This is a genomic window from Pseudomonas sp. R2-37-08W (assembly GCF_003851705.1).
Classification (GTDB): Bacteria; Pseudomonadota; Gammaproteobacteria; order Pseudomonadales; family Pseudomonadaceae; genus Aquipseudomonas.
In genome coordinates this window covers 2,252,191-2,267,983 of sequence record NZ_CP027728.1, presented here as the reverse complement: position 1 = coordinate 2,267,983, position 15,793 = coordinate 2,252,191, and the positions used below count along the sequence as shown (strand labels likewise).

Genomic DNA, 15,793 nt, shown 5'->3' with positions numbered 1-15,793 from the left:
TCATTTAGCTGCCAACTTGGTGATATCAGACAAGCCTCGCGGTGACACCCCAAGCAGCTCACTCATTTCCCGAGAAAAATGTGCGGAAGAAGAAAAGCCGTGATTCAAAGCAATCTCGACAAGCGTATGTTTACCTTCTGTCAAATCCATTAATGCACGGGCAAGACGCCAATCACGCAATTGGGTTTTGGTGGTTTTCCCAATAACTCGACGGCATAAGCGGCGAAAATGAGGCACTGACACCCCATAACGCTTGGCCAAACTGTGCAACTTTTCGGCACCGGTGCCACTACCCCATAAAAAGCTGACCAAGCCATAGGCCTCCGTTCGGCGCAGGTAGGCCGCCAACCGCAAATAACTGTGCGAAGCACACCAACCTTGCTCTAGGTACCAAGACTCAATATCTGATTGCCAGTTGGTAATTTCCAGGGCAATAGAATTAAACGACTGCGATGTAATTACATCTTCGCCAGGCAGCACTCCCGACTGATCAATGAACAACTGCAATCGAGCCAACGTAGCGAGGCTCACAGACTGCACATGGCCTGCACCGCAAATCACCTCAAACCCGGTGCCGACCAGCAAGCCGTGCCACCCGGCGGAAAAATTGTAGTGCTCTTGGCATGCGTCCTCAGATGAAACATTGATTAGGGATATGTCTTCAGTCCCGACAGTCAAACGCCAAGCAAAAAGCCCATCTTTGACCGATGCGAAATCTGTAGGCCATGAGCTTCCCGTACGTACGGAAGAACCTTCATATATAGACATATTGATACCCATCAACCTAAGCAAACATAAGCAAACATAAGCAAACATAAGCATACTTATTAATCAGCAATAAAACTTGAGTAGATTATGATGACACCAAAAAAGTATGATGATCTAGCCAGCTCGTCCATCACTGAAACCTGCCCCCACCCCATCCGCAAGATACGAAACAATTCTTCCCCGGGGAACCTGAACACATAATTAAGAGATTACTAAATCATTGCTCGACCGCTCTCTAACCGTAGAGGCAGCTTTCACCTTGTTGCTCCTGACGGCGGCCATAAGCAACGTTAACAATACACCATCGGCCAGCTCATTAATTATTGCATGCAAATACCTGCCGCTCTATCGAGAAACCCCTATAATCGCTTCGGAAATTTCCCTTGCCCCATGAGAAATTTCAACGCAGACGTCTCAGGGGAGCAGTTATCACAACTGCAACTGCAGCGGACGTATTCCACCAATAGAACAATCGCACCCCTTCCGCACACGAATAAAAAATTAGAATGGACACATGTTACGAGGAGTTAGATGTCATATTTTCCAAAGTGTGATTATGCACAGACCTGTGCTACTATGAACATGCGAGCCCACAGAAACCTCCATGCACTATATAGAAATTTCCTTGCTGAATCGAGAAGCGTCTCATACTCTTAGCGAAGGCACTACTCAAAAATTGAACCGCGTTAGAAATCCCACATCCTCAAGGATGGTTTCATTCATACGCATCATTCATGCAGGTATTAAAAACCGAGGTTTAACTAGACGCAAGAGCAATGCTAGCTGAATCGCTTTATGCAACTTTAAGTTTTTTGGCTGACACAATAGAAAATACCTGACGGAATTTACTGACCTATGCGACTTTATACTCTACCCAGGCCCCAAAACACAATTTAATGCTGCTTCGCCACAGCCAAGCATATGGACTTAACTCTATTACTGAAATATTGGAGAAATTTAAATAGTTTAGTACTTGCCTGGCTCATCAATTAACGAATCGAACAAGTGGGAATTTATGTCGCTAAGTGTCACAGATCGTATCAGCATCAAGTTTCACAATATAACGGGAGGCAACATTTCTTCAGGCAGAACGTTACGTATTGCTGAGGGCCTGAAAGAAACACAAAACATTCCCGAAAAAATCGTAAAGTTACTTTCGAGGAAAGTTGGAAAGCACCCTGAACTGAAGCAGTTTATGCCTCAAGAGGTCAATACAAATCTTGCGAAGACGCATGCACTTAGCGCTGTAGAAATATACAACAAAGGAATAACCCAAGCGAAAAATGAACTGACTGGACTGCAGAAAATGATGAATGGGCACCATGAGCATGTGCAGAAAATTTCAAATTCTATTCTTTACAACAATATAGGTATTGAATTCAGAGCTGAAGTTGGGGGGGTTTTGAATGAGTTGGGTAGTGGTTTTTCCAACATCCTTAAACTAGAAGAAAAAATCAATAACTTGAATGGGGATAAATATGCTATTAAGCAAAAAATAGCTTCGCATCAAAAAACTAAAAGCAACATAATCGACATGTATGGTGAGCGGGGCTCACTGTCGCCAGCCTGGGGTAATGCCGATAGAAGCATTTCAGCGCTTGAGGGGAAGATGTCAAGGAAAAATACCGAAATCAAGACTCTGGAAAGTAGCCTGCTAGATCACCGAGAAGTTTTAGCGCTCTCAGTTATTACGGTTGCCGAACGCAGGGAAGATCTCGTTAGTGACAATACCCAGCCACTGGTAAACTCATATAAATCAAATTTTTCGGAGCTGCAGTCTATTCCATATAAAGCCAATCTTATTGAAAAGAGTATTATTGAACTACAAAACCAACGTGAGAATGCGGTCGAACTCGCTGATAGAATCGATCATATACAGCTGTTACATATGACAAATAAAGTTATCACCGATACCAATACGATCCTAGAACTCACAAACAATAAAATTCTAAAATTAAAATCAAATATTGAAAACACTATGCAGGAGCAGCTTGCTAAGGCTAAAGAAATAAATATCGCCATTTCCGGCATTAAATCAAGCGACAAATTTAATGTATTCTCACAAGAAGCGCTGAGCTTACCGAACGTGCCAAATCACAAACCTGACACGACCTCAAGCAATCTAATTAAAAAACGAGCTGAACTAGCCAGTTAAGCCTTCGCTAGAATTGGAGTTGAAGAGGCATATCTTCTTCACTCACAAAACCGAATGATTGCACGTCGAGGTCTGAGCAGTCTGAGCTCTGTATACCACAGGATTAAGATCGTTTAGCGTCAGCCTGGTTCGCGCTCACCCATTACGCTCCTGCGGCAGGCCGGACTCAGATTGAAGGCAAAATATCTCAACTGAGAACGGCTGGCCAACTAACTAGACGTCATGTATAAAAATGCTCCTACCCGTCAGGAAATCACATACCTGAAATCAAATATTCTTCTCTCCCCGCTCGACTTAAGCTTAGAGATATTTGCAACAGGTCAATGGATAAAAACTGCTGAAGCAGATTCAATTCGGTACGGGCCAGGCTAAAACAAAGCCTCACATCAGGCATTTGCCCTAGCCAAACAATAAAAGGGACCTGATCATCTACGATAACGGGAGCTGTGATTTTTCGTACCGGCCGTTCTACCTCCTGCTCAAGCAGATGCACAAACCTGATTATCGCTAGGACATATATCCCCAGCAGTGATCAGCCCCTGAACCAATCGTCTTGACGGCGAGACAGTCCCAAAAAGAGCACTAGGAAACTCGCCAGCACGTACATGGCATGTAGCGCACAATAATTACATCGCCACAGGCAATCGCTCGCACCACTGCGTTGCCCATAGATCCAATATTCGCCAGCAAGGGCGATATCAATGCGCCCAGGGGATCCCCATGGTTGCAGACATCCTACGGCCATCCTCACCCGCCTGAGACATTTGCAGATGACCCGAGCATATGCCGGAATATGCCAATGGTCCTCTCGGCGCTGAAAGCGATTACCGGCACGCCGTATCGCATTGATAGACACGACCGCGATGAAATAGCGTTGGCCTTCGCAGCTATCACCTCATCGATAAACGCTATGTATTAGATAATTTTGGCAAAAGCCTCACGGTTCCAACACGCACCTCATGAAGAACAAACGCCATGCCAAATACGTCGTTATCCTGAAGCGGTGCGCTACCTGCTATTTGCGGTCAAGGAAACCAACCGTTCCGAACGCACAACGCAGCAGGAGTGGCGCAGTTACCTTCAACGAACAAAGTGTCCCCATTGGATTGGATACGTGCGGAGAGCCGGCCGACACCCTTCCCCCGGCGCGAGTGTGACGCTGACCGCCGCGTCGGGATATTTGCCCTGCTAAAGTACCGAGACCCAGCACCACGGAGTGTTTGCGCAGCGCCATGTGCGCTCCCCCAAGCCCCGTTTTTCCTTGGACGGCCTGAGCTTTTCCAGCTCTGTGGACGCCCTGATCCGACAGGACCGGCTCGACCCGCTACCCTATGTGCGCCGACATATCTGCGGTGATTGGGACGATGTGCGCGAAGAGCATCGACGCTACAACGGTGCGGCCGTGGCCCTCGGCGGCTACCTGCTGTCGTCCTACGCCGTCGGCGATGGATTCGACCTCCGTATCTTCACCGAATCAGCCCGGAACTTTACCGAAGTGTTCCTGCTAGATGAGTACTGACCGCCATAAACCGGTACGTCCCTCATGCGGTTTAACGGATGCCGGCTGCCACTCACCCCGACCACGCTGCCGCCATGTTCGCTGGCATCGCCAGCAACGTCCCAGGCGGTCAAAGCCTTCAAGACCGCGGTGCGTCAATGGCGTATCGGCCGCCTCATACCTTCATCCTTCCGTCAACCCAAGGGACGCCCACCCTTGCGGTAGGAGGTCCCGCTGTTGCAAGGAGACCTCCATGTCATTGTTCTTCAAAGGCAGCGATCTGAAGCCGGTGCTGGTAGAGGCCATCGCCAATCAATGCTGCATCATTTTGGTCAAGGACCAAGGTGTCTACTGGCTCGCCGAGCGGGGCGAGCGCCAAGCCGATGGACGCCAAAAAGTGATTGCCTACGCGGTCGGCTGCAATCCCGATATCGACGCGTTCGACGACTGGTGGGCGTTGGCCCGCAACGAGCTCGGCGGCGACGATTTCGGGGAATATTTCGATCCTCAGTGGGGGGCGTTCACACGCATCCTCAACGGTGAGGACGATCTTGAACTAACCGCAACATCGACCCGCCTGATGCTGTGGTCCGTCACGCCCTAATCTGACCCCGATGTCCCCACCAAACCTTGAGCCCCCGCCTGCCGGGGGCGCTGCGGTTCAGCCAGGCACCGCGCCCATTTTCGTTCTACTCCTAGGGTGCCGAATGGAGTCGTCATCCTATTCTCTTGCCTCATTCCCGTGCGCCCCGTCAGACGATGTTGCGTCCTGGTCCCCGCCACGCCCGCAGGATGATAGCTGTGGCGAGCCAGGTGACCGGCCGCTGACACGCATCGGCGCGGATTCGCGGTTGGCGTCGGTGTGGTCCTACGGCAACTTTTCCATGCGCTGCCGTTTGGAAAACCTGCACTTCCAGATGCCGCCAGGGGTATCGGCTCTTCGAGCATGTCTACCGGCCGCGTATTTGGCATTGGCCGGTATTTCGCCCCCCAAACTCCACCGTTTCGTTAGATGCTACCCGCGACGGCTGCTGGCACACGCCTCGTTTATTTCATTGTCAGCATGGCCGCCCAAACTAGGAATTGATTGATGACTTCACTTTTCATGCAAGGTATTGATCATGCGAAAACTACCTACTCCGTTAATCAAAGCCTATTACCACCCGATTGAAGCGGCAATCCGCTGGAGCAACCTGCACCGCTTCGAACCCTTGATCCTGGCCCAACTCGGAAGCCGTCTGCGCCCGACCCAGGACGACTTTCCACGCTGGCCAACGCTGTATTTGAATAGCGAGCGGCTTTACTGCGGGCTGCACAACGGTGATCTGCCCTTCGGCAAACACGGGGTCACTTGCCGGGACGTGAGCCTACTCGATGACCCGGGCCTGTGCGTATGCGAGGTGCATCTGAAGGCGTGGATGCAGCAAAACTACCCGGAAGAAAAACCGCGTTTCCTGTATGGCCCGGCCGAACGCCGTGGACTGAGTCGGGCGGCATTGCAGGAAATGTCCGCCAATCACACGGCCTTGAAAGTGCAGCTCGATATGTGCGCTGATAAAACCGCGCAGTTGAAGGAACGCAACACCCTGCTCAAACGTAGTTTAGCCGAGGTCCGGCGTTTGCCGCCGCCGGGCGAGGAACTCAGTGATCGCGGCCGCTCCGCACTGTTGAACATCATCGGCGGCCTGCTGACGGCGCTGCGCGGCAGCTCGCCCGGTGGCCAGCGTTACAGCCAGTTCGACAGTGACGCGGCGATCATCCAGACAGTCATGACCTACCACGGCGGGCGCGTGGGTATTACCGAGCGCACGATGCAAAAGCATTTCGCGGCCGCTCGCCGCAGCTTGGCCGCTTGAGCCTGCTGGCCGGTGCCGCACTTGCGGTGGGACGCGCCGTAGTTGCGGTAGCCGTCGGCTGAGGCAGGCTATTGAATACCGATCACCCTATACAAGCCTTCCGGAGTGATCACCATGACTGATAACACCTCCATAGCCTCCCACGCCGAGCGCCGGGTACTGCGCCGGGTGGATGTCGAGCATAAAACCGGCCTCAAGCGCGCTCACTTGTACGCTCTGATGCGTACCGGGCGCTTCCCTAAAAGCATTCCACTGGGCATCCGTGCGGTGGGCTGGGATTCGCTGGAGGTTGAACAGTGGATCGCCGAACGCCGCGCCGAGCGCAACTGAGGGGAGATGACCATGCGTGTTGTGTCCCTGATTTCCACCAAAGGCGGTGTCGGCAAGACCACCACGGCGGCTAACCTCGGCGGCTTTGTCGCCGACGCCGGCTTGCGCGTGTTGCTGCTGGATCTGGATGTGCAGCCGACCCTGTCCAGCTACTTTGCCCTGACTCGCCAAGCATGTGCCGGCGCTTATGAGTTGCTGGCCTTGAACGAGCATGACCTGCAGCGGTTGGTGTCGCGCACCAGCATTCCCGGCCTGGATCTGATCCTCTCCAACGACGAATTGGGGCAGCTCGGCACCTTGCTGTTGCATGCCCCCGATGGGCGCTTGCGGTTGCGCAACCTGTTGCCGACTTTTGAAGCGTATTACGATCTGCTGCTGATCGACACCCAGGGCGCGCGCAGTGTGCTGCTGGAGATGGCGGTGCTGGCGGCAGACCTGGCGCTGTCGTCGGTGACCCCGGAGATCCTCGCAGCGCGCGCACTGCGCCGGGGCACCTTGCAGTTGCTGGACGATATTGCGCCCTACCGTCACTTGGGCATCCAGCCGCCGCCGCTGCGGTTGTTGATCAACCGTGTGCACCCGGTCTCGGCCGATGCGCGGCAAATTCAACGGGCACTGCGCCAGGTGTTCGGCCATAGCGGCGGGGTCCAGGTGCTGCACACGGCGGTGCCGGCGATTGATGCCTATCCGCGCGCCGCTACCCAGCAGTGGCCGGTGCATCGGGTCGAATACCGTAAGCCGTCAGGCCGCGCTGCCCCCGCTGCTTTGGAAACAATGCGCGCATTGGCGGGTGAACTGTTCCCGGCCTGGATGGAGCGTTTCGCCACGGTCACTGGTCGTGGAGGACGCCCGCATGGACATTAATCGTTTGCCGCGCCGCCTGCGCCGCTTGATCTGATGGCGCTGCGCGAGGGCTGGTGGGTGCGGATCAGCCCCGACCTGCAACTGACCTTGCGCAAGCCCGGCCTCCCGCCGATCCACACCGGCACCCGCGCTCATTGGCAATGGCGCTCAGAGCGAGTTTCAGGCGCTTGCCTTCCATGAAATGCTGGGCATCAGCGAAATCCGCATCTTCGATATTGATCGCGATGCCTCACTCAAGCTGCTGCGTAACCTGGCGGCTTTCCCGACGATCAACGTGATTCACGCCGACTCCATACAGGAGGCGGTCAAGGGCGCGCACATTGTCACCACCGTGACCGCCGACAAGGCCTACGCAACGATCCTGACGCCCGAGATGATCGAGCCCGGCATGCATATCAATGCCGTCGGCGGCGACTGCCCGGGCAAGGCCGAACTGCACGCCGACATCCTGCGCAACGCCCGGGTCATCGTGGAATTTGAACCTCAAACGCGGATTGAAGGTGATATTCAGCAACTGGAGGCTGACTCGCCCGTCGTCGAGTTTTTCCAAATCGTGCAAGGCGACGTCCAGGGACGCGAGAACGATGAACAGGTGACGGTCTTCGATTCCGTGGGCTTTGCCCTTGAGGATTTCTCGTCGCTTCGCTACCTGCAGGCGATGGCGCACGAACATCAGGTCGGTCGGCACATCCACCTGGTCCCCACGCCTGAAAATATAAAGAACCTGTTCCAGATGCCGGATCAGCAGCCGGCCAAAGCCGCCCATCTGCGCACGGCCAGTTGACCTGCGAGTGACGCCCCCGGCATTTGAACTGGGGGCCGTCACTGTCCACATAAAACAACACCGTCACCCGCCATTGCCTCCTGACAATGGCGCTGGATATCCACTTTTCTGCCAAAACTCAAAAACATAAGATCAAGAGGTTTTGAAATGAAATCGAATTCATCAGAGCGGGCTGAGCAGCCTGCGCTGCAGCGCACGCTCAGCAATCGTCACATCCAGTTAATGGCCATGGGCGGCGCCATTGGCACGGGCTTGTTCATGAGCTCCGGAAAGATCATCGCCCTCTCCGGCACCTCGATCATCCTTATCTACATGATCATTGGCCTGTTCGTTTACTTCGTCATGCGTGCCATGGGCGAAATGCTGCTTTCCAACTTGAATTTCAAGACCTTTGCGGATTTCGCCGGCGCCTACCTGGGGCCCCGCGCCGCATTTTTTCTCGGCTGGTCGTATTGGCTGAGCTGGAGCGTTGCGGTGATCGGCGATGCCGTCGTGGTGGGAGGCTTTTTCCAGTACTGGTTCCCCCACCTGCCCGCCTGGATACCGGCTATCGGGATGCTCGCGACACTGTTCGCCCTGAACGTGCTGACGGTCAGGCTTTTCGGTGAAGTCGAATTCTGGTTCGCGATCATCAAGATCATCGCCGTGGTGACGCTTATCGGCGTGAGCATCGTGCTGATTGCCAGCTCGTTCGTATCCCCCAGTGGCGTTACCGCGTCCCTGGGCCACCTGGTGGATAAGCAGGCTGCATTCCCTCATGGCGTGCTGGGTTTCTTTGCCGGCTTCCAGATGGCGATATTTTCCTTTGCCGGCACCGAACTGATCGGCACCGCTGCGGCAGAAACCCGGTCTCCGGAGCGGACCCTACCCAAGGCAATCAACTCGATTCCGCTATGAATCATCCTGTTCTACGTGTTGGCATTGGGCTGCATTATTGCCGTGACGTCCTGGCAACAGGTGTCACCTGTAAAAAGTCCTTTTGTCGAACTTTTCCTCGTCGCCGGCTTTCCCGCAGCAGCCGGCATCGTTAACTTCGTGGTCCTGACATCCGCCGCGTCATCGGCCAACAGTGGCTTATTCTCCTCCAGCCGTATGCTGTTCGGGCTGGCGAATCAGGACAACGCCCCGGGTATTTTTCGGCGACTGTCGGGCAACAGTGTGCCGCTGCTGAGCCTGGCCTTCACCACCCTGTTGATGCTGGCGGGTGTACTCGTGCTGTTCATCGTTCCGGAAGTCATGACGGCATTCACCATCGTTTCCACCGTGTCAGCGATTCTGGTGATCTTCACGTGGTCGACCATCCTCGCGTCCTACATTGCCTATCGCAAAAAGCATCCTGAGCTTCACGCCAAGTCGTCTTACAAGATGCCGGGCGGCGTCCCGATGGCATGGTTCTCACTGGCTTTTTTGGGCTTCGTTCTGTGCCTGCTGGCATTAAGACCTGACACCCGCGTTGCCTTGATGGTCATGCCGGGGTGGTTCATATGGCTGGCAATTGCTTATCAGCTGACACGTAGCAGGAAGCCAAAAACCGCAGTTGAATCGGCAAGTCAATTCGGTTGAGCTGCTAACGAGGCCTCTGCGCCAATCCTGAACAGCACCCGCCGAACTGACAATGCAGATAAGCCTGCTTGCCCAGCATTGCGGTGTGTCGGTCAATAGATAGACTGAGCGACACACCGCAATCCCGAACACTCCTGGCCGCATCAAGCAAGGGAATACAACCCAGCGGTAGAAGGACCCATCCGAAAGTTGATGCACAAGGAATCGTAAAGGGCTGTGCCAGCGGTGTACTTGAATACGTACTTGAAAACCGTGGCTGGAGATGGATTTCAGTGGAATTCGGAAAACGAAAAAAGCGGCTCACGGATGCTATTTCCGTGGTACCGCACCTGAAAAAAGAGCAAAAAAAGCGACCTGTTAAGGTCGCTTTCTTTCGCTTCAAGGAGTTCAAGGGCCTCGAAGCTAAATATGGCGCAGCGGACGGGACCATTACTCACCCTCCAAATTCTTGAAAGTCTTAGGGTTTCAGAATGTAACAGTTTCTTTATGGCCTGAATTGTGTACTCATTAGCTGTCACTGTAAACAGTTCCCCTTAACCAACGCTGTCTCAGTATCGGAAGGGTTCGACAAGGTAATCCAAGAAGCAGCGCACCCGAGCTGGAACATGCGCTCCATGTGAGTCCAGATGAAAGTCGTTCCAACTTCCAGATCGCTCTTACAGGTCCGATGTTTGATGCGCAACATCCCGGTGCCTCGAAGATGTCTCCTGTTGAACTTCAGCGGCGAGCGACATCGATGCAGCTAATTTGGCGATCCACGTCAGGCACTGCTGCAGCAACGCCGACTCATCCCCTGCCCTGTAACTGACAATAATCGGCGAAGTCGCCAAAGGTTCCAACAAGGGCGAGTAGCCAATATCGTCGCGGTGCAAACGCTGCACCGAAGCCGGTACCAGGGAAATGCCAATACCCGCCGCTACTAGCCCGATGGCGGTCTGCAGTTCATTGGTCATTTGCGCCACACGGACCTTCAAGTCATGCCGGGCAGATAGCCGCAGCACATGATCGGCATAGCTGGGGCGAATATTGCCAGGATAGAGTACAAAGGGTTCGAGGGCCAATTGCTCCATGCTTACCGTCGCGCCCAGCAAGTGGTGCCCGGCGGGCAGCGCCACGACCAGGGGATCCTGATGTATAACTTTTTTGCACCACGGCGGCGTCGATGTGGATGCGCCCGAAACCGATATCGATACGCCCACTTTTCAGGGCTTCGACCTGCTGCAACATGACCATTTCCGACAGGCCCAGCTCGATACCGCCATCGCTGCGCAGGCGTCGGATAAGCTCAGGTAGCGCGCCGTACAGCGTCGACGGCGCGAATCCGATCCCCAACCAGCGCCGTTGCCCCTGAGCAATACGCCGGGTGTCATCGCAGACCCGCTCCAGCTTCTATTTCAGACTGCCCCTAGGGCACGTTACCCACGATTGGCGATTTCACGACCAATAACGATCATTAACAACAGTCCACCAGCTATGCCAAGCGTCAAAGGCGCCCCCAGGTGGGCCGCAATTAGTCCCGCAAACAGCCCCCCAATGGCCTCGAAACCGAAACGCAATGCGATGTAAAACGCAATGAATCGTCCGCGAAGTGCGCTGGGCGCGCCACTTTGCAGTTGCATATTACTGCTCACATTACTTACGGTGATCCCAAACCCGAGGACTGCCAAACACACTAACGCCAGCAGTAGATGGCCAGGCACAGCCAGCCCAAGCAAGCCCATTGCGCATAACACCGCTCCAGCCAATATAAAATGCTGCAACCTCGACGCTGAACCGCTTACCGCTAACACGACGGTCGCCAGGAAAGCGCCGGCACCTGCAGCGCCCCATAGCCACCCAAGCGTGCGAGCATCCCCCTCATAAACTGTCTTGGCTAAAATGGGCAGCAACGCGGTATAGCAGGACGCGAGGAGGTTGATAATCACGACACTGACCATCAACCGCCGAACTTCAAGCGTTCTCCAGAGATAACGCACCCCTTCTCGAAACACTTCACCTGTTGAGCCACTGGCTCTTGGGCTTGGCGTCACGCGCACTTTCATGAGCCCGATCAGCAGACACAGAAACGCCAGGGCAGTCAGTAAAAAGCAGCCTGCCTCCCCCGCCAAGGCAATCAAGGCACCGGCCAAGGGTGGCCCGACAAAGCGAGCCGCATTGATTAACATGGCGTTAAGTACGAGGGCATTGGGCAGGTCGGCCGGATCAGGAACAAAGCTTGCGATCAACGCCTGACGGAGCGGAGTCTCCACGGCATTGAGCAATCCGAGCAGCAAAGCCATGAGCGCAATAGTCAGGCCGTTCATCCATTGCCCATAGGCGAGAATCGCCAGTGCCAAGGACTGTAGAGCGAGGACGGTCTGCACGATAATCAGCAGGCGACGCTTGTCGTGCCTATCCGTCCAGGCGCCTGCCAAAGGGCCAATCAGCAGCTGTGGCGCCAGACTGAGGAAGGTAATAGCGCCGAGCAGCACCGCCGAGCCTGTCAGGTGATAGGTCAACCACGACAACGCGACTTGTTGAACCCACTTGCCTAGGGTGGAAACGGCTTGCCCTGCAAAATAGATTTGAAAATTGCGATGTGCCAGCGCCCTCACGGATGCAGGCCACTGACTACGGTGCGTGGTGTGGGGGTCAGGCAAGTCATTGCTCCTGATTGACAAGTAACAGTAATGCCCGCCCCGCACGCATCAATGGCAGATTACGGCAGCAGGCAACCTTTTTTCTTCAGCGATTCCAGTACCCAGGTACGGTCGTTGGTGCCTATAGCAATCTGCTCCATCTGCTTGCTCTCGGCGGCATGCTTGGCAGCCGCCCACTCATAGACTTCGCCGACTTGATCGAATGGCACACACAAGAGGCCGTCATCATCGCCAATAATCAGATCGCCGGGCTCAATCACCATACCATCGATCGCAATGGGCACGTTGATCTCACCCGGACCATCCTTGTAAGGGCCGCGATGTGAAATGCCTGCCGCGAACAAGGGAAAATCATCCGCGCCGATGACTGCCGAATCTCGAATCGCGCCATTGATAACGATACCCGCGACACCGCGCTTGATGGCGTAAGCAACCATCATTTCGCCGATCAAGGCATTGGATAGATCGCCCCCAGCATCGACGACCACCACATCACCCGGCTCCGCTATATCCAGTGCGTAATGCAGCATGAGGTTGTCGCCCGGACGGGCTTTGACCGCGTGCTGAGTGACGAGCATTCGCAAGTGGCCGAAGTGGGTTCCACGCAGGAGACCGCGCTGTCTGATCGTCTCGGTGCACATCTAGACTCGATGCTCGCTATTCAACTCGAGCGGATGGCTGATTGCTTCCGCCTCGCTAAAGTTGCACAAGCCTCATGTCAGCCAATACGCCTTGGCACCACCTGTACAAAATCAAGCGCTGGTATCGGTTGCGGTGGCATCAGCTTCAGTCATACCACACGCCACTCTGGCCAGGTCATCGGTGAAACGAGCCTCTGCCCTTTACCCAGACTCAGCTCTGCGACTTCGCCAGATTCAGGCCTCTCAATATCGGTGTAGTAGTAGTCACCACGCCAGAACGCGAAGAACTCCTCCTCCAGATCATCCACCCGCTCTTTGACCATGATCTGGTCGAGAACAACCGCCGCCCGCTTCAGTGCAGCGGTCGTTTGGCTGATAGGCACGCAATGGATCGCATTCGGCAACGCAGCAACGTTCCGACCGTCAGCGAAGTGATTCAGATTGCCATCATGCAAATCGGGCGATCGGCTTGCGGCGGCTCCATGTGCAGTACATCCAGCACGGTGCCGCCCAACTGGCAGCTGCAAGGCCGTCGGACACCGCGTTGTCATTCACCAACGGGACGTGCGCGGTGTTGATGAGCAACGCACCGGGTTTCGTCCGTGCAATCTCGGCAATAACGATCAGATAACGGGTATGCGGCGTCAGCAGGCATCGCCGGCGCGCACCGCGCAATGCCGTATGCCAAAAGGCAGCCAAGCCCGCAACAGCCCACCACCAGGCACATCGGCCATGGCGTGCCGTCCGCTATGCGGCTGACCCACAGGCTCGCCAGCCCCCCGAAGGCGAACTGCATTGAGATCCCCAGTGCGACGCTCGCCCCCGCCTGCGTCGGGAACATATTCATCAGGCTTGCCGTGCAATTGGCCCCCAGCAACCCGGTGACACCCATGTACAGCATTAGGCACAACACGATACTGGTCAGGCCGACCCACTGCGTGTATCCCGCGACCATTAACGCTAGCCCCGCTCCACCCGCCACAACTGCGCCAAACCCCAGCATACGTGGTGGCCCCAGGCGATTGACCCAGTGGGCATTGATAAAGCTCACCATGATGATGCCTAAAATATTTAGGCCAAACAGCGCACTGAACGTGCGCGGCGACACACCGAAGTACTCCACGTACACAAAGGGCGAAGCGGTGATAAAGGCGAACACACCGCCAAACGTCAGTGACATACATAGGATCAATGCCACTGCCCGGGGTTGACGGAGAATACTCGGATAGGCCGCAAACGCCGCTTTCACAGAGGTGCTTCGAGCCTGCGGCGACAGGCTCTCTTCTAAGCCCACGCTGACCATCAGCAGGCACAGCCCACATAGTAGGAATAGCACGGCGAATATGGTGCGCCAACCATCGATCAGTACCAGCCAGGTGCCGACCATTGGTGCGACCAGCGTCGCCATCATCGTCAGCATTTGCATCCAGGACAGCACCTTCGCGGCCTGCGCCAGGCCGTACAGATCTCTGGCCACAGTCCTGGCCAGCACCATTGCACCGGCCCCGCCAAGCGCCTGGATAAAGCGCCAGGCGATGAGTTGCTCGATGTTTGCAGCAAACAGGCAACCCAGCGTCGCCAGACCGTACAGCACCAGGCTTCCCAGCAGCAACGGGCGCCGCCCATAGCGGTCCGACAGCGGACCATAAAACAACATGCCCAGGCACAAGCCAGCGAGGAAAATGCTAATCGTATATTGCACGTGAGCAGTGCTGCTCGACAGTTCAACAGCAATCCGCGGCAGGCTGGGCAGGTAGGTATCGATAGAAAAAGGCACGAAGGCCGTCAGCGAGGCCAGCAGAGCAACCAAGCGCAAAGTGGGCTTCATTCGGAGCGCGCAAGGCTTGCAAGAAAGTCTGCAACTAGCGCATTGAATACAGCACCTTGATCGTCGTGAACATAGTGACTGGCGTCGGCGACCTCCACCGTCCGCACGTGCGAGTTGCTGGCCCTCATCGCCTGCAGCGCCGTGGGGGGCAGAAAGTCCGAGCAGCTGCCGCGAATGAACAAGCTTGGGCAATCCAGCGCGCGCACCGCTGGCCACAAATCCGTCGGTTCGATACTCAGCCGTGCCTCGGCGATCCCCTGCTGATCATGGCGCCAGGCAATCACGCCGTCACACTTTTGCATCGAATATGTCAGCCTCGACGCTAGGCCCTGCTCCGATAAGCCCGGGCGTGAAGCCTTCCAGAATGCGCGGGCCGCCTCCCAACTGTCGAAGTGCAACGGCGTCTGGCCCATCTCGCGGCGAATACGCGCAGCGCCATCGCCTTGGCTTGAGGAGCCGGGGCCAATGTCCTCGATGATTAAGCCATCCAAACGACCCGGATGTTGCCGCGCATACTCGAGAGCGTTAGCCCCACCCAATGAGTGCCCCAGCAAGACAAAACGCTGCAGATCCACATGGGCGATCAGGTCCTCAAGATCCTCAACATAAGACTGCGTGTGGTAGCTCGCGGCCGGGGCCCAGTCACTCAGCCCGCGACCGCGCTGGTCGAGGGCGTAGATGCAATAACCACCCCCAACGCCTCGACCAACGACTCCCAGGTCTGTGCATAGGCGCGCAAGCCATGCAACAGCACCAGCGGCACGCCGCTCGGGTCGCCCCAACGTAAAAAATGCAAACGCAAGCCGGCGCGATTGGTGAAAAAGCGGCTGTCTGGGGACATGATTTTGCTCCGTGAGTGCAGGGCCT

12 protein-coding genes and 5 pseudogenes are annotated in these 15,793 nt (G+C 55.4%); 9 read left to right on the top strand and 8 right to left on the bottom strand.

What is annotated here, in order from left to right:
* Entirely contained in the window at positions 1 to 768 is a 768-nt protein-coding gene (locus C4J93_RS10640) for a helix-turn-helix domain-containing protein (RefSeq protein WP_164485244.1), read from the bottom strand.
* Between the two features lie 1,015 nt (positions 769 to 1,783).
* Here C4J93_RS10640 and C4J93_RS10635 point away from each other — a divergent pair.
* From C4J93_RS10635 to C4J93_RS10595, 9 genes and pseudogenes are all read left to right on the top strand, one after another.
* Complete coding sequence (locus tag C4J93_RS10635) at positions 1,784 to 2,923, top strand: hypothetical protein (protein ID WP_124362252.1); 1,140 nt, start codon at positions 1,784 to 1,786, stop codon at positions 2,921 to 2,923.
* 1,333 nt (positions 2,924 to 4,256) lie between these two features.
* The gene (locus tag C4J93_RS10630; RefSeq protein WP_124362251.1) at positions 4,257 to 4,442 is read left to right on the top strand and encodes a hypothetical protein; all 186 of its coding nucleotides are present in this window, start codon (positions 4,257 to 4,259) and stop codon (positions 4,440 to 4,442) included.
* 232 nt (positions 4,443 to 4,674) lie between these two features.
* Positions 4,675 to 5,025 carry a DUF3085 domain-containing protein gene (locus tag C4J93_RS10625; protein ID WP_124362250.1) on the top strand — a complete coding sequence of 117 codons (351 nt, stop codon included), beginning with the start codon at positions 4,675 to 4,677 and terminating at the stop codon, positions 5,023 to 5,025.
* A gap of 517 nt (positions 5,026 to 5,542) precedes the next feature.
* The gene (locus C4J93_RS10620; RefSeq protein ID WP_124429282.1) at positions 5,543 to 6,277 is read left to right on the top strand and encodes a hypothetical protein; all 735 of its coding nucleotides are present in this window, start codon (positions 5,543 to 5,545) and stop codon (positions 6,275 to 6,277) included.
* Positions 6,278 to 6,391: 114 nt separating this feature from the next.
* Positions 6,392 to 6,607: an AlpA family transcriptional regulator gene (locus C4J93_RS10615; RefSeq protein ID WP_124362248.1), complete on the top strand. Its 216-nt coding sequence runs from the start codon at positions 6,392 to 6,394 to the stop codon at positions 6,605 to 6,607.
* 12 nt (positions 6,608 to 6,619) lie between these two features.
* Entirely contained in the window at positions 6,620 to 7,471 is an 852-nt protein-coding gene (locus tag C4J93_RS10610; protein ID WP_124406850.1) for a ParA family protein, read from the top strand.
* Between the two features lie 124 nt (positions 7,472 to 7,595).
* Positions 7,596 to 8,255 (top strand): annotated as a pseudogene (locus tag C4J93_RS10605) (ornithine cyclodeaminase); the annotation flags it as partial.
* A gap of 147 nt (positions 8,256 to 8,402) precedes the next feature.
* Positions 8,403 to 9,818: pseudogene (locus C4J93_RS10600) on the top strand (amino acid permease).
* A 272-nt stretch (positions 9,819 to 10,090) separates the two neighbouring features.
* Positions 10,091 to 10,270 carry a hypothetical protein gene (locus C4J93_RS10595; protein ID WP_124362246.1) on the top strand — a complete coding sequence of 60 codons (180 nt, stop codon included), beginning with the start codon at positions 10,091 to 10,093 and terminating at the stop codon, positions 10,268 to 10,270.
* A 204-nt stretch (positions 10,271 to 10,474) separates the two neighbouring features.
* Here C4J93_RS10595 and C4J93_RS10590 read toward each other — a convergent pair.
* From C4J93_RS10590 to C4J93_RS10565, 7 genes and pseudogenes are all read right to left on the bottom strand, one after another.
* Positions 10,475 to 11,207, bottom strand: a pseudogene (locus C4J93_RS10590) (LysR substrate-binding domain-containing protein); the annotation flags it as partial.
* 26 nt (positions 11,208 to 11,233) lie between these two features.
* Positions 11,234 to 12,457: an MFS transporter gene (locus tag C4J93_RS10585; RefSeq protein WP_256660164.1), complete on the bottom strand. Its 1,224-nt coding sequence runs from the start codon at positions 12,455 to 12,457 to the stop codon at positions 11,234 to 11,236.
* 59 nt (positions 12,458 to 12,516) lie between these two features.
* Positions 12,517 to 13,014: pseudogene (locus C4J93_RS10580) on the bottom strand (RraA family protein); the annotation flags it as partial.
* Positions 13,015 to 13,247: 233 nt separating this feature from the next.
* Positions 13,248 to 13,481, bottom strand: a complete 234-nt coding sequence (locus tag C4J93_RS27115; protein ID WP_164485243.1) for a hypothetical protein — start codon at positions 13,479 to 13,481, stop codon at positions 13,248 to 13,250.
* Positions 13,482 to 13,545: 64 nt separating this feature from the next.
* A complete protein-coding gene (locus C4J93_RS27665; RefSeq protein WP_372238177.1) occupies positions 13,546 to 13,707 on the bottom strand; it encodes a hypothetical protein in 162 nt (53 codons plus the stop codon).
* Positions 13,646 to 14,926: a multidrug effflux MFS transporter gene (locus tag C4J93_RS10570; RefSeq protein ID WP_124362244.1), complete on the bottom strand. Its 1,281-nt coding sequence runs from the start codon at positions 14,924 to 14,926 to the stop codon at positions 13,646 to 13,648. Before C4J93_RS10570 ends, C4J93_RS27665 begins: the two co-directional genes overlap by 62 nt.
* Positions 14,923 to 15,767, bottom strand: a pseudogene (locus C4J93_RS10565) (alpha/beta fold hydrolase). Before C4J93_RS10565 ends, C4J93_RS10570 begins: the two are co-directional and overlap by 4 nt.
* Between the last annotated feature and the right edge of the window lie 26 nt (positions 15,768 to 15,793).